This is a genomic window from bacterium (genome assembly GCA_024224155.1).
In the GTDB taxonomy this organism is placed as follows: Bacteria; Acidobacteriota; Thermoanaerobaculia; order Multivoradales; family JAHEKO01; genus CALZIK01.
The window spans coordinates 1-12,826 of the sequence record JAAENP010000220.1; the positions used below are offsets into that span (position 1 = coordinate 1).

The window sequence follows — 12,826 nt, forward strand, 5'->3', positions numbered from 1 at the left end:
ATTGCTGGTTGACGGGCGCCGCCGGTATGGAAGCGGTGCCGGCTCTTCTCGGTCAAACTGAACCAGACTGCCATCAGGGCCTCGGGGGCCATCTCTTCGTTCGGTTCGGTGAGGGGGCATAGTCTTCTCGTTGGGCCTCCGAGACGAGCCTGAGTCCACGAGCACCGGGGACGTGTCCCCGGAAGAGTGCTCTTGGAGGTGAGACTCGCACCGGGGCCCAGTCGCCCCTTGGATGCTCTCCCTCGAACCTGGAAACCAGCGAGATCGTTCCGTCGAATCGTCGAGCACGTGAGGGCCATGAGACGTTTCTTGCGAGCTCCGCTCGGAGTTGTTCGTGGTCAGCTCGGGTGATACCTCTCTTTCTTTTTCCACATCGCGAGCACGGCCGCGGCGAGTTTGCGCGCCACGGTCAGCCGCGCCAGGTTGGGGCGCGTACCGTTCTCGGTGAGTCGCACATAGTCTGTCCACAGCGGTTCCATCCGGAAGCGGGTCACCGTCGACGCCGCTCCCTTGAAGATCCGCTTGAGCGTGTGGTTGCAGTCTCGATTGAGTCCCCGGGTTTGCTGGACCGGGACTCGTACCCACCGTCCCCCGACCTTGGCCCAGTCGGACGTGGTCTGTCTGACAAGGCCGAAGCCACAGTAGGCCCAGAACTGCCGCTTGGTCCGAAACCGATGTGGCGTGATGACGATGGGTATCAACTGCGCGACTCGGATCGGCCCCAGCCCCGGAGCGGTTTGGAGGATGCGAGAGATCGGGTGCCGGCGGGACTCGGTGATCATCTCTTCCTCGATACCGCCACGCAGCTCCTCGATCGAGGCGAGCTCGAGACCGAGCGCTTCGACGGACTGGCGCATCCACGCGGGGAGCTCGGGAAGAGCTTCTGACTGCGCTGCAAGGCCATGCCCCGGGTAGCCCACGGCGCGTCTGCGGTAGGCGCTGCGCAGCCGATTCTTCGCCCGACCTGAGTCTTCGGTCAGCATGTCGTAGGTCCGCGCAAGCTCGCGCAGCTTGGTGAAGCGCCGCGGCGCCTTGTAGACCTCGGTCTTGATCTGGCCCGTGCGCAGATGGTCCGCCAGATCCCGAGCATCGATTGCGTCGCTCTTCGACCCGGCCTTCGACTGCGGCTGCTCGACGACGAGCTCGGCAACACGCGGCTCGAGGATCTCGTGGAGCCAGGCACTCCACTCGCCCTCCTCCAGACACACGTGCAGCTGCCCTGGAATCTGTGCGAGATAGCCGATGAGCGCCTGGCCGTTGGTCTCGACGACATCTTGTCGGACCTTCTTGCCAGACGCGCTCATCACGTAGATTGTCGAGCTCTTCGAATGGACGTCCATTCCGATGTAGCGTTGCATCGCGATCCTCCTTGGTAGGGGCTTCGTGCCCGGGTTGTATGACGTACCCCGAGCTTCGCCTCCCTGAGGAGGATCGCCAAGTCTCGTCAGACGAGCAGAGGGGACTCGCGGATCTCGACATCGCGATGCCCCGCCCAGCCATGGGAGCAGGACGTGGCTTTCCTACGATGTCTTCTGAGACATTCCAGTCGGGCGCAAGCCGAAGGCGGAATGAGTATCCTGTCACCGATTTCTTCTGCGTCCCACGCCGGGAGGTGCCACGCGAATGGCCCCGCCGGGAGGCGCTCGCCGCGGAACCAGGTGATTCTCCGCGCCCTCAAGGAGTACGGCATGATGCTCGCCGACAACGGCTCCGCGTGGTCGCTCTTCGGAGCGCCCGATGAGCGTTGGGTGCGACCCTTGAGGTTCGGACCGGCTGGCCGGTTCCGCCATAGATTTCACGGCGCGGGAGCACCCGGCAGGGGGTTGCTCCAGCTCCCTGGGGCCTGTCAGAATAAGACGAAGACCCAATCGGACGTCAAAGAATGAAAGCGTTTCTCAGCCTCGCGGCAGCCGTGTTGGTATTGGGTGCGGTCGGGGCGACCGCCGGCGAGGCACAGGTACACCCGGTGCGCTGGGGTGAGGATCAGGTCCCGCCTCAGGCTGTCGAATCAGCGAGACCGTCGCTGGTGCCGGCCGGCGGCGGCATCGAGTTCCCAGACGGTTCGGTCCAAACAACGGCGGCGCGGGGCCGTCGTCCAGCTCGGGTGCCGCGTACGGGGCAGACGAGCTGCTACGACGTCTTGGGTGCCATCGTCGGGTGCGCACCGTGGATCGGCCTGGGCCAAGACGGGGCTCTTCAGCTAGGCGTAACCTGGCCGAATCCACGGTTCACCAAGAACGGTGACGGCACGGTGACGGACAACGTAACGAGGTTGATCTGGCTGGAGAATGCGCATTGCGCCCCTGACCCAGTGGATTGGGAGCAGGCCTTGGCCTTCGCCAACTCTCTGGCCGATGGCTCGACCGGGGGTCAAGACAGCAGCGACTGTGGTCTCTCAGACAGCTCTGTGGCGGGTCAGTGGCGCTTGCCGAACGTACGGGAGCTACAGAGTCTGGTGCACTACGGGGTGGGCTTGCCTTCCGTACCGAACACTTCGGGTATCGGCCAGTGGGTCGAGGGCGATCCGTTCTCGACCGTGCAGTTCTCTAGCCAGTACACCGGGTACTGGTCGTCGACGTCTTCGACCACCAGCGCTGATCGCGCCTGGCTCGTAGGCATGAGGACGGGCAACGTCTCTCAAAGGATCAAAACCATCGGATTCCACGTCTGGCCGGTACGCCAGAATCAGAAACAGCTCGCGCCAACGGCTTTCGGACCACCGACGCCCTCGCTGGTGCTGGCCGATGGTGGCATCGAGTTTCCCGACGGTTCGGTACAGACAACGGCGGCGGGGCGTACATGGCGTCGGTGCGGACCATGGCGAGAGTGTAGGGCTCCGGCCCCGGTGCCGCGGACTGGGCAGACGAGCTGCTACGACGTTTCGGGTGCCATCGTCGGGTGCGGAACGGGGATCGGCCGGGGCCAGGACGGGGCTCTCCAGCGAGGGGTGGCCTGGCCAAAACCTCGGTTCGTCAAGAACGGTGACGGCACGGTGACGGACAACCTGACAAGGTTGATCTGGCTGGAGAATGCGGACTGCGCCCCTGCCCCAATGGACTGGGAGGAGGCGTTGGCCTTCTCCAACTCTCTGGCCGATGACTCGACCGTGGGTTACCGCGAGAGCGCCTGCGGTCTCTCAGACGGCTCGGTGGCTGGCCAGTGGCGCCTGCCGAACGTGCGGGAGCTGCAGAGTCTGGTGCATTACGGGGTGGGCATGCCTACCGTACCGAACACTGCGGGTACCGGCCAGTGGGTCGAGGGCGATCCGTTTTCGGGCGTGCGGTCCGACGCCTATTGGACGTCCGACTCGAATGCCGCCAGCGCCACCAGCTCCAACTTCACTTGGATCGTTAGCATGCGCATCGGCGGCGTCAGCAACGGCTGGAAGCTCAGCAGATTCCACGTCTGGCCGGTCCGTGGCGGACAGTGAGGTCCATGGTCGGCGATCGGAACCGACGGACGGCGAGTCAGGGAGGGTCGGTCACCGAAGGGAAACGGCGCCGACCCACCGGTCCCTACCGTTGGTATCAGTGTCACTTGGGTCTTGACCTCTAGGCTCAGCCCGCCTTCGCCGCGGTAGGTCGCCTGCCGATTGAGGTCCATGCTCCAAACCCAGCCAGGGCAGCCACGATCGCGAGGGCGAAGAGCGACGTGCCGAATGGGAATCAGGCCGCCAGTGCGCCCGGCAGCAGCGATTTGCCGAAAGAGCGCACCGTGAACACCGGGCTCTTGGCGAGTCGAACCACTCGTTCGGTGGTGCTGCCGAGAATCAACCGCTCGAATCCGGTCAGTCCGTGGGTGGGGATGACGATCAAATCCGTGCTGTGTTTCTCCGCGAACTCCGCGATCTGGTTGGAGGCCCGTCCGTCCAGCACGTAGGTGCCGAAGTCGACGGTCGAGCCGGGTGTTTCCGCGATCAGCTCGTGCATTGCCTTTGCGGACTCTTCGCGCCAGCCGTGTTGAGTCTCGGGCACCGCCCAGATTTCGCTGCCGCTGTAGACCTTGGGCCAATCGGGCTCTTCGATCACATGGACGAGCTGCAGATGCGAACCGTAGGTAGCCGCCAGCTCGCGTCCGAAGCACAGCGCCTCGCGTGAGTGCTTGGAGAAGTCGATCGGTACCAGGATCTGTTCGAGCTTCTCGAGCCTTCGCGGCTCCTCGGTCTCCCGCAGCGTCAGCACGGGGCACTCGGCGTGCCGCACGACATGCTCTGCGACGCTGCCGAGAAATGGACCGGTTCGCCAGCCACGAGTGCCCATCACGATCACGTCGATGTCTTCCTCCTTGGCGTGGTCGAGGATGGCTTGTCCCGGTGAAACGCAGCGTACCCGAAACTCCCGAATGCTCAGGGAGCGCCGCTCCTGCTCGGCGACCAGGGCAGTCATTTTCGCGTCAGCGATCTCGAACAGCTTGGCGAGAATCTCGTCGGCTTCCGGAAAGTCGCGCTCGGGATCGTTCGGGTCGTCCGCATGTAGAACGGAGGCGTGGAACATCTGGAACTCGGCTCTGTGCTGACGAGCCAGAAACAGGGCGTGCGCCAGGGCCTGCTTCGAACATCGCGAGAAATCAGTCGGGTAGAGGATCTTTCGTATCTTGAGCATGGCTACCTCCTTCGGGGGGACATCACCCCGCTTGTTCTTAGTATTTTCACCGTGCTTGCGCCATACCTTTCCGGGTGGGGAGCGCCGGGAGCTCGCAAGGCGGCCGGTGTTAGGCTGAGCCGGTTGCTTCACGACAAGGAGGAACCACAGTGCTGAGACGATGGTTGATCGGCGCAGGCTCGATGGTTGTGCTTGCATCAGAAGCGATGTCAAGTGGCACACCTCTCCGGCCTGCTCGAACCACTGGAGATCGAGCGTCTCGATGGGAGACCGACCTGGCGGTTACCGAGGTCTTGGCTTGGTGGTCGTGGCGAGCTCCATCGACTCGCCGGTTTAGAAGACAGCTTCGTTCTGGTCTCGCAGCAGATGAACCATGCTTGCATCAGGGCCTCTAAGGCCATCTCTTCGTTCGGTTCGGTGAGGGTGCATAGTCTTGCTAGGGTGCCTTGGAGCCCGTGCTCTGGGCCATGCAAAACCGAGATGCTGTCCCTCGTAACCTCGTGCCGGAGAACCGTCTGGCGCCACGACACCGGGCACCAGTCCACCGGTCGCAGCCGTCGGCCGATTCCGGTTGGAAGCTGCGTCTTTAGGCTACGACTCGATACACCTCCTCGTTCTTCCACATCGCGCACCGTAGCGGCGATCTTGCGGGCGATCGTGATCCTCGCCATCGGTGGCTTGGTGCCCGTTTCGCACAGCCGCTCGTAGGCCTCCTTCAAAGACCGGCCGGGATTGGATCGATTGATCGCCGTGATGGCGGCACCCTTGAAGATCGTCTTGAGCATCGGGTTGTGATTGCGATTCAAGCCCCGGGTCTTGACCACCTGGGCCTTGACCCAACCTCCTTGGGTCGGAAGCCAGTCGGCCGAGGATCGAGTTACCACAGCGAAGCCGCAGTAGCTCCAGAACTGGCGTTTGGAGCGAAAGCGGTGCGGTGTCACGACCGTGGCGATCAGCAGAGCCGCCCGGATCGGTCCGATGCCGGGAGCCGTCTCGAGGATTTTCGAGATCCGGTGCCGGCGTGACTCGGCCAAAAGCCCCGCTGCGGCCTCGGCCTTGAGCTCGCTCAGGCCGTCGACCTCGTGCCCTAGAAGCTTCGTCGTCGGCCGCATCACGGCAGGCAGCTGCTCGAGCCCGGCGTCGCGCCGCTCCGGATCGTAGACACTCGCACCGCCACAGCGAACTCCCCGGCGCCCGAACTGGCTTTTGAGCCGGTTCTTGGCGCGCGTCAGGTCCAGGGTCAGCCCTTGGTAGACGCGTGCCCACTCGCGTAGCTTCCGGTAGCGCTGCGGAGCCTTGAAGACTCCGGGCCCAGCCCGCCCGATGCGCAGCTTCTCGGCCAGGCCGTGAGCATCGATCGCGTCGCTCTTGGCTCCTGGCGTCCAGACGTTCTGGTAGACGACCAGCTCGGCCACGTGCGGCAACAGGATCTCGTAGAGCCACTCGCTCCAGGTGCCCTCTTCGATGCAGACGTGGAGCGTTCCCGTGAGCTTGCGCACATAGCCCACCAGCGCAAGGCCGGTCGTCTCCATGACTTCGCGCTGGAGTCGCTTGCCGGCGGCGTTCAGCACGCAGACTGTGGAGCTGTCGCGGTGGACGTCGATGCCGATGTATCGTTCCATGGCGGTCTTCCTCCTTTCGGGCTCGATGCCCGGGTCGTTGTTTTTCCAACCCAAGCATCTCCCGATTGGGGGAGTCCGCCACTATCAAATACGTCCAGTCAGATCGCATCGGTACGCGCCGCGCCAAGACGCGGCTTCTGACGATGTCTTGCTCTAACCCTCGTGCCCGCCGGGGTGCAGGAATCGAACGAGGACCCTTCCCGGCAATCGACCGATGAGGTCCTGGCGGCGGAGCACGACCGCGAACGGCCCTTTCTAATGCCGGTGGAGGACGTCTACCGGCGCGACGAAGTCGTCATTCCGGATAGCGGCCTTCAATGAGTTCTTCAGTCGCGATCTTCGGGACGAGGAGCGGACTCAAGGCTCCGGACGACGAAGCCTACGAGCCGGCGCAGGTCTAGAATGCATCCATCGATGCGAGTCTATGCCGCTCTGATTCCCAAATGAATCGAGACAGATCCTCTTTCGCGGGCCGCATCACCGTGAGGTTCGCCCGTATCGCCCACCGGCCCTGGCTCCACCTGCTGCTGATCTTGCTGGCTTGCGCCGGCACCTTCGCCAACACTCTCGAGAACTCGCTGCAGCTGGACGACGCGTACCGGGTGGCGAGTAACCCCGAGGTAAAGAGGTTCTGGCCGCCCTGGCGGCACTTTCTCGATCCCCGCACCAGCACCTCGCTGCCCACACTCGAGCAGTACCGGCCGCTCCTGCCGCTCAGCTTGTCGCTCAACAACGAGCTGAGCGACCGCCTGGGCATCGAGCTGTTGGCAGGGTATCACCTGGGTAATCTCGGCATCCATCTGGCGGTCTGCTGGCTGGTCTATCTGCTTTTCTCCGAGCTGTTGCTGCACTGGTCGGGACTCGATTTGGGGGGGCGGCGGCTGCGGGGGATCGCTCTGGCCGGTACGCTTCTTTTCGCCATCCACCCGGTCTCCGGGGTGCCGGTCAACTACATCAGTGCTCGCGATCTGCTGCTGATGATGCTCTTCCTCACCGTCGCCTTGCTGGTCTACCTGAGGATGCGGCGGCGGGGCGCGTCGGTCGCTGGCTGGACGCTGGCGCTGGGCCTGTCCGCCCTTTCGATTCTCGCCAAGCAGAACAGCGTCGTCATGCCATTGCTCGTGCTGCTGTTCGAACTCGGGCCGGCGAAGTCTCGCTGGCGCTCTCCTGCAACCTGGGCGCGGCCTGCGGCCTTCGCCCTGGTGATGGCCAGCTACTTCGCGTGGACCCGGTTGGTGCTCGCTTCCTCGGACCTGGCCATGGTCACCAGCCCAGGGCGCTCCTCCGGGATCTACCTCCTGACCATGCTACGGCTGCACCTCTTTCACTACGCGCGCAATGTTATCTGGCCTTTCCGGAGGCGCCCACAGCCGGAAGTCGTCGAGGCTGGGGCGCTCTTCGATCCAGGGGTCATCGCGGGTCTGTCCTTCATCCTCGCCAGCCTTTTTTTGGTCTGGCGCCTGCGCAGGCGAGCTCCGGTGGCGAGCTGGTCAACCCTCGCCTACTGGGTGCTGTTCATTCCGACCTCGTCGCTGTGGCCGTTCTACCACCTAGCGGTCGACTACCGCCAGTATCCGTCGCTCGCTTTCCTCTGTCTCGCTCTGGCGATCGGCCTGACGGTACTGCTGCCGGCGCGAGCCTTCTTGGTGGTGCTACTGCTAGCCGTCTATCTCGGCATCTCGTCATACATCCTGAACGGGATCTGGCGCACCGAGGAGAGCTTCTGGGCCCAAAGCGTACGCTACGGAGCGACACCTCTCGGTCACATGAACTACGCCCGCAGCATTCAGGGGCGGGACCCGGCGCGGGCCGAGCGGCACTATCTCGAGGCACTGCAGCGGGCGCCGGGCCATGTCTACACGCATATCAACTTGGGAATGCACTATCTCGCGACCGGACGGCCGGTCGAGGGGCTTGCGCACGCCCGACGGGCAGCGGAGATCGCACCCGGGTGGGCGATCGCGCACCACTGGTTGTCAAAGGCCTACAGACATACCGGCGACATCGCTGGCGCGCAGGCCGAAAGCCGCATCGCAGCTGACCTCGACCCACGCAACTTGGAGTACCAGTACCAGGCGGCTTACGACCTCTACGACCAAGGCGAGCTGGAGGCCATGCTGCTCTACCTCGAGCGTGTCGCCGAACGCGACCCAGGCCACCGGCTGACGTTGTTTCTCCAGGGGGTTGCCCTGCAACAGCTCGGCCGCTGGTCGGAGGCCGAAGCTAGCTACCGGCGATTCCTCAAGTTCCACCCCGGCTATGCCCAGGCGTGGTTCAACTTGGCCCACGGCTTGATGTCGGCGGGCCGCTGCGACGAGGCCGTCGCCGGGTTCGAGGAGGCGCTGCGCCTAGATGCGGCAGACCAAAGCGCCGCCCATCATTGGCTGGAGTTCTGCCAGCGCTAGTGCGCCGGACTCTCTGGCGGACCTGTCGCAGCCACCGCGCCTGGTGCGCTCTCGCGGGGGCCCCTGGCGCGAGTCTCTCCAAGCCAAGTTCGAGGCCGAGATGATCGAGCCGAGCTTCTCCTTCCTCACCATCAAAGACCACTGCGGTTTGCCAGGTAAGTGTTCAGGCGGATGAGGTCGTCACCGGTCAACTCAGAATTGAAGATGCCCCACTCGACCACGGTGATCTGCGACCTATAAGAAGCGTTGCAGCCATTCAGTGCGCCGAGAGTCAAGTGATGCATGCCGTCGGTGTTGCCCAGGCTGCCCGCAGTCAGAGTCTGGGTTCCGTCCTCCCACGCATCGCTGCTGGAGCCGTCGAAGATAAGTACCCAATAATGGTCATTCGTGTCCAGAGTCGTGTTGATGGACAGTTCGGACATACCGCTGTACATGGCGTTCTCGCAATCCGACGTGCAGTTGACCGCGAAAAGCTCACCTCTGTGAGAGAATCTGTCCGAGTCGTAGAAGACCTTGAACTCTCCAGGATCAACGGTCCACCCACCGATGAGAAAAACCGTGTATGGCTGCGTAATGAGAGTGTCTGGCCAGCCGTCATCTGCCGCCACGCTGCGGATGCACTCCGTTCCGTCAAACTGCACGCCGTCCAAGCCGTTCAAGTAGGACGACACTACCGAGGGCGGCACGCCGTCCGTTGAGGCATCCAACGTGTGAGCGACGACTTCGTCGTCCCAAGTGGTCACGTCGCCACCGCTTTGGTTCAGGTTGCCGCCGTCCGTCTTGAACCAGAACTCCAAGTCGGGGTGGTCAGACGGAGCCCACGCCGACATGATGATCTGCGTCCGTAGGGTGCCGGCACTCAGCAGTGCCACAACCAGCGAGAAGAAGAGTGCCACTCGTCTCATTAGTCAATCGTGCCGAAAGGAGTGATCGTCAGGGTGCTAACCGTCCCAGTCGTCGTGCCGATATCGAGTAGTACCCAGTCACCGGCGTCGATGCTGCCGTTTGAAAGGGCGCCATCGTCCTGCGCTCCGTCGTTGTCACAGGTGATCGTGGCGTCAATCGTCAAGCAAGCGTCCGCCGTCGAGTCGCACTCTCGAATGTCGATGACCACGGACTCTCCGGTGTCGGCCGGATCCACGATGCAGTGAATGTCCGTGTAGGTAAAAGCAAGTTCGGCCTTGAACAGAACGATTGAATCTGCATCGGAGGGCCAGAGCCGAACAATCGGCTGGAATGGGTTTGTGGGGCCGACCGGCCCTGTGGGTCCGGTCGGGCCGGTGTCTCCTGTCGGGCCGGTGTCTCCTGTCGGTCCGGTGGGTCCGGTGGGTCCGGTCGGTCCGGTCGGTCCGGTGGGTCCCGTGGGGCCCGTCGGGCCTGGAGGAGCGGCAACGCAGTCCCACTCGTTTGAATCGACCAAGAGGACCTCGCCCTCGGCACAATCAAAGAAGCTGCCTGTCGTCAGAACGTTCTCGTCGTTCACAACCAGAGCGGTTGTGCCGCCGGTGAGTGAGGACGGCAGCTGGGCTACGACCTTGGCAGCAGGCATACCAGCCTCGGCGTGGTTCGTGGCCGCTGCTTCGGGAAGCTCGGCAGAGGCCTTCGGCTCGAGCTCACTGGGCAAACCACCCTCGGGGAGGCTGACCTCAGGAGTCGCGACCCTGAAGACAAGAGGCGTCGACCAGTCGCCGACACCGTCGCGCATGACCGCTCTCACCGCCCAGGCGTATTCGCCGGAGGTCAGTCCCTGCTCGGCCGACGGCGTCCAACCAAGAGCCGAACCGACGATCTTGATCTCCAGGGCGGTAGTCATCTCCGCCGTCCCGGACTCGGATTTGATCACTCGGTATACCGCGAGTTCGTATCCTTCGGCTTCAGCCGCCGCCGCCCAGTTGAAGGTCGGCGATGGATCGATGATCCGAACGAATCGATCCATTGCACCCGGAGAAATCGCTCTGGGGATACCTGCTTGCCCGCCCTCGACAGCACTCCAACCGGCTGCCGCCGCTATCACGACTGCGAGCGCTACGAGCACTGGTTTGGTTCTCGACATTCTCATCCTCCCAACAAGTGGCGACCCACGACGCCAAACTGAGGCGGTGGGGTGTTGTCGCACGCGTCTGTCTCGGCCTTCTCGCGACACTGTGCTTCCAATTTTCCCGATAATATGTTGGCGGGCCTCGCCGCGCAAACGGATGCCACAGGTCGATCGCGCCGCTCTGGACCAGCGACCGCTCTGGGTAGGCATTGCCGCCCTTGTGCTGGGTTACAGCGAGTGAGATCGTAGCGACTTGAGGGGGAGCCAATGCCCAGCAAGCGACGTCGGGACTCCCGCACGGCGCTCGAAGAGCTTGAGCAAGAGTTGCGGCGGTGGAATCGGCGGAACAAGCCGGTCTCGCTGGTAATGCTCGATGTCGACGACCTCGAGATCTACCGCGAGAAAAACGGCAAGAAAGTAGCCAAGGAGGCCCTCGCGGTCTGGCGCCGTGGGATTCGTCCAGACCGCGGGCGAGCTTCTGAACTTCCACCCGCATGTCCACGTGCTGGTCACTGACGGTGGGTTCTTACCCGACGGTACCTTCCGGCCGCTCGCCTGGTTCGACTCCCAGCACGTCGAGCGGCTCTTTCGCGCCGAGGTGCTGCGGATGCTGCTCGCCAAGGAGCTGATCACCGAGGCGATCGTCGACAACCTCCTTTCCTGGAGCCACAGCGGCTTCTCGGCGCACGGAGCGGTGCGGGTCGAGGACCGCCAGGGCGCCGTGCGTCTTGGCCGGTACATGATCCGCTGCCCAATCGTACTGAAGAGGCTGAGCTGGGAGGCAGACACCGGCGAAGTCGTTTGCCGGAGCCGGCCCTCGGGCCGCGCCGGGTCGTGCCCGGCCGAGGCTCGCTGGGATGTGCTCGAATTCCTCGCCCGGGTCGTCGACCACATTCCCGAGCCCTCGCAGCAGACCGTGCGCTACTGGGGCTTTTACGCCAACGCGGCTCGCGGCAAACGCCGTAAGGCCGCAATGGCGGGCGACACCACCCCGACATCGGGTCGCCAGGATAACGACGAGTTCACCCGGCGCTCTCGGCTGAGCTGGGCCAAGTTGATCCGGCGCGTCTACGAGGTCGATCCGCTCTTGTGTCCGTTCTGTGGCGCCGAGATGAAGATCCTCGCCTTCATCCTCGACTTCGGCTCCGCCAAGGCTATTCGTAAGAGCCTCGAGCTCCCGGCCCAGGAGCCCGAGCCCCTGGCTCACGCGCCTCCGGACACACTCGGGCTCGTCGCAGAATCCGCCTGAGCTGCTCGCGGCCAGTTCCCGGGGAGTCTGGGACACGTGCGTCTGAAGCCCCTCCAAGCGGCTGGCCATCGACCTCGAGACCCTCCGGCCGGGCGTCCACGCGGGTTCGGGCCGACCAGGCTGGGTCTTGTTCGCAGCAGCCAGCCCCGCAGCGGCCCTTCCGAGGCACTTCCCAGGCCTCAGACCTCGCTGCGAGGAAAACCAAATTCCTACTGCGCTAGGAGCCATCTAGCTCGTATGCCTCAAGCCTCGCCCGATACCATTTCCACTCAGCTTGCACCCCAATCCGAAACGGTGAGCGGGCCTCTCCTTCGGGCGAACCGACTCCCACCGCTGCGCCAAACGCATCCGGAGGCCACAGTCGCTTGTCGACCAGATCTCGCACCGCTTGCTGCTCTGCTTCGTGAAACGCGGTCTGGAGCATGTCGGCGACTCGTTTCTCCCCTTCTCCATCAGAGGTGTCAGGCAGATCGAGAACATCACCCCAGGTTTCGAACCGCCACTCCGCTGCCACGTACCCATAGAGGCTGAACATCACTCGCTGGCTGCAGAGGTGAACGTCGAAGACGAGTTGCTTAGGCAGATCCGGCGGTTCGTTCTGGTACAGCCTGCAGCAACTGATACCGAGCTTCGCCGCCTTCTCTTGTGCGGGCCCAGTGAAGCCGCTGTAGGAGTAGATGACTCCCTTGTGTGCCGAAGAAGAGGCTAGCTCGCCCGCGAAAGCGTCGATGTCTCCCTGATGTAACTTTCGGCTCCATCTCTTGCAACTGACGAGAATCGCCACAGGGAAGTGCTGACATGACCTGCTCCCAAGTTTGATACCACGGGGAACGTGAGATTTCCCCGGCATTAGGTCCGATTCCTCTGTCTTTGGGAGGGGGGAAACGGGGCGGAGGCCGGCTTGTCCGGCC

General features: G+C 63.6%; 8 protein-coding genes and 1 pseudogene. 3 read left to right on the forward strand and 6 right to left on the reverse strand.

Going from position 1 to position 12,826, the window contains the following annotated elements; genetic code table 11:
• Positions 1-338 precede the first annotated feature (338 nt).
• Positions 339-1,358 (reverse strand): IS110 family transposase, encoded by a 1,020-nt coding sequence (locus tag GY769_12080; protein MCP4202660.1) that lies wholly within the window; start codon positions 1,356-1,358, stop codon positions 339-341.
• A 524-nt stretch (positions 1,359-1,882) separates the two neighbouring features.
• Between GY769_12080 and GY769_12085 the strand changes: the two genes are divergently transcribed.
• Positions 1,883-3,430 carry a DUF1566 domain-containing protein gene (locus GY769_12085; GenBank protein ID MCP4202661.1) on the forward strand — a complete coding sequence of 516 codons (1,548 nt, stop codon included), beginning with the start codon at positions 1,883-1,885 and terminating at the stop codon, positions 3,428-3,430.
• Between the two features lie 235 nt (positions 3,431-3,665).
• Here the strand turns inward: GY769_12085 and GY769_12090 are convergent, their stop codons facing one another.
• Both GY769_12090 and GY769_12095 read right to left on the reverse strand, forming a co-directional pair.
• Complete coding sequence (locus tag GY769_12090) at positions 3,666-4,601, reverse strand: universal stress protein (protein MCP4202662.1); 936 nt, start codon at positions 4,599-4,601, stop codon at positions 3,666-3,668.
• 209 nt (positions 4,602-4,810) lie between these two features.
• Positions 4,811-6,223 (reverse strand): IS110 family transposase, encoded by a 1,413-nt coding sequence (locus tag GY769_12095; protein MCP4202663.1) that lies wholly within the window; start codon positions 6,221-6,223, stop codon positions 4,811-4,813.
• Between the two features lie 443 nt (positions 6,224-6,666).
• Here GY769_12095 and GY769_12100 point away from each other — a divergent pair, with 443 nt between their 5' ends.
• Positions 6,667-8,628: a tetratricopeptide repeat protein gene (locus tag GY769_12100; protein ID MCP4202664.1), complete on the forward strand. Its 1,962-nt coding sequence runs from the start codon at positions 6,667-6,669 to the stop codon at positions 8,626-8,628.
• Between the two features lie 131 nt (positions 8,629-8,759).
• Here the strand turns inward: GY769_12100 and GY769_12105 are convergent, their stop codons facing one another.
• Complete coding sequence (locus tag GY769_12105) at positions 8,760-9,533, reverse strand: hypothetical protein (GenBank protein ID MCP4202665.1); 774 nt, start codon at positions 9,531-9,533, stop codon at positions 8,760-8,762.
• A gap of 338 nt (positions 9,534-9,871) precedes the next feature.
• Positions 9,872-10,177: pseudogene (locus GY769_12110) on the reverse strand (hypothetical protein).
• Between the two features lie 937 nt (positions 10,178-11,114).
• On the opposite strand from GY769_12110, the gene GY769_12115 reads away from it, so the two are divergent.
• Complete coding sequence (locus GY769_12115; GenBank protein ID MCP4202666.1) at positions 11,115-11,915, forward strand: hypothetical protein; 801 nt, start codon at positions 11,115-11,117, stop codon at positions 11,913-11,915.
• Between the two features lie 217 nt (positions 11,916-12,132).
• Here GY769_12115 and GY769_12120 read toward each other — a convergent pair whose 3' ends face one another.
• Positions 12,133-12,765: a restriction endonuclease gene (locus GY769_12120; protein MCP4202667.1), complete on the reverse strand. Its 633-nt coding sequence runs from the start codon at positions 12,763-12,765 to the stop codon at positions 12,133-12,135.
• Positions 12,766-12,826 lie beyond the last annotated feature (61 nt).

Bases quoted from the DNA above. Each gene is read 5' to 3' on its own strand.
- GY769_12080 (MCP4202660.1), bottom strand. From the start codon at position 1,358: ATGCAACGCTACATCGGAATGGACGTCCATTCGAAGAGCTCGACAATC.
- GY769_12085 (MCP4202661.1), top strand. From the start codon at position 1,883: ATGAAAGCGTTTCTCAGCCTCGCGGCAGCCGTGTTGGTATTGGGTGCG.
- GY769_12090 (MCP4202662.1), bottom strand. From the start codon at position 4,601: ATGCTCAAGATACGAAAGATCCTCTACCCGACTGATTTCTCGCGATGT.
- GY769_12095 (MCP4202663.1), bottom strand. From the start codon at position 6,223: ATGGAACGATACATCGGCATCGACGTCCACCGCGACAGCTCCACAGTC.
- GY769_12100 (MCP4202664.1), top strand. From the start codon at position 6,667: ATGAATCGAGACAGATCCTCTTTCGCGGGCCGCATCACCGTGAGGTTC.
- GY769_12105 (MCP4202665.1), bottom strand. From the start codon at position 9,533: ATGAGACGAGTGGCACTCTTCTTCTCGCTGGTTGTGGCACTGCTGAGT.
- GY769_12120 (MCP4202667.1), bottom strand. From the start codon at position 12,765: ATGCCGGGGAAATCTCACGTTCCCCGTGGTATCAAACTTGGGAGCAGG.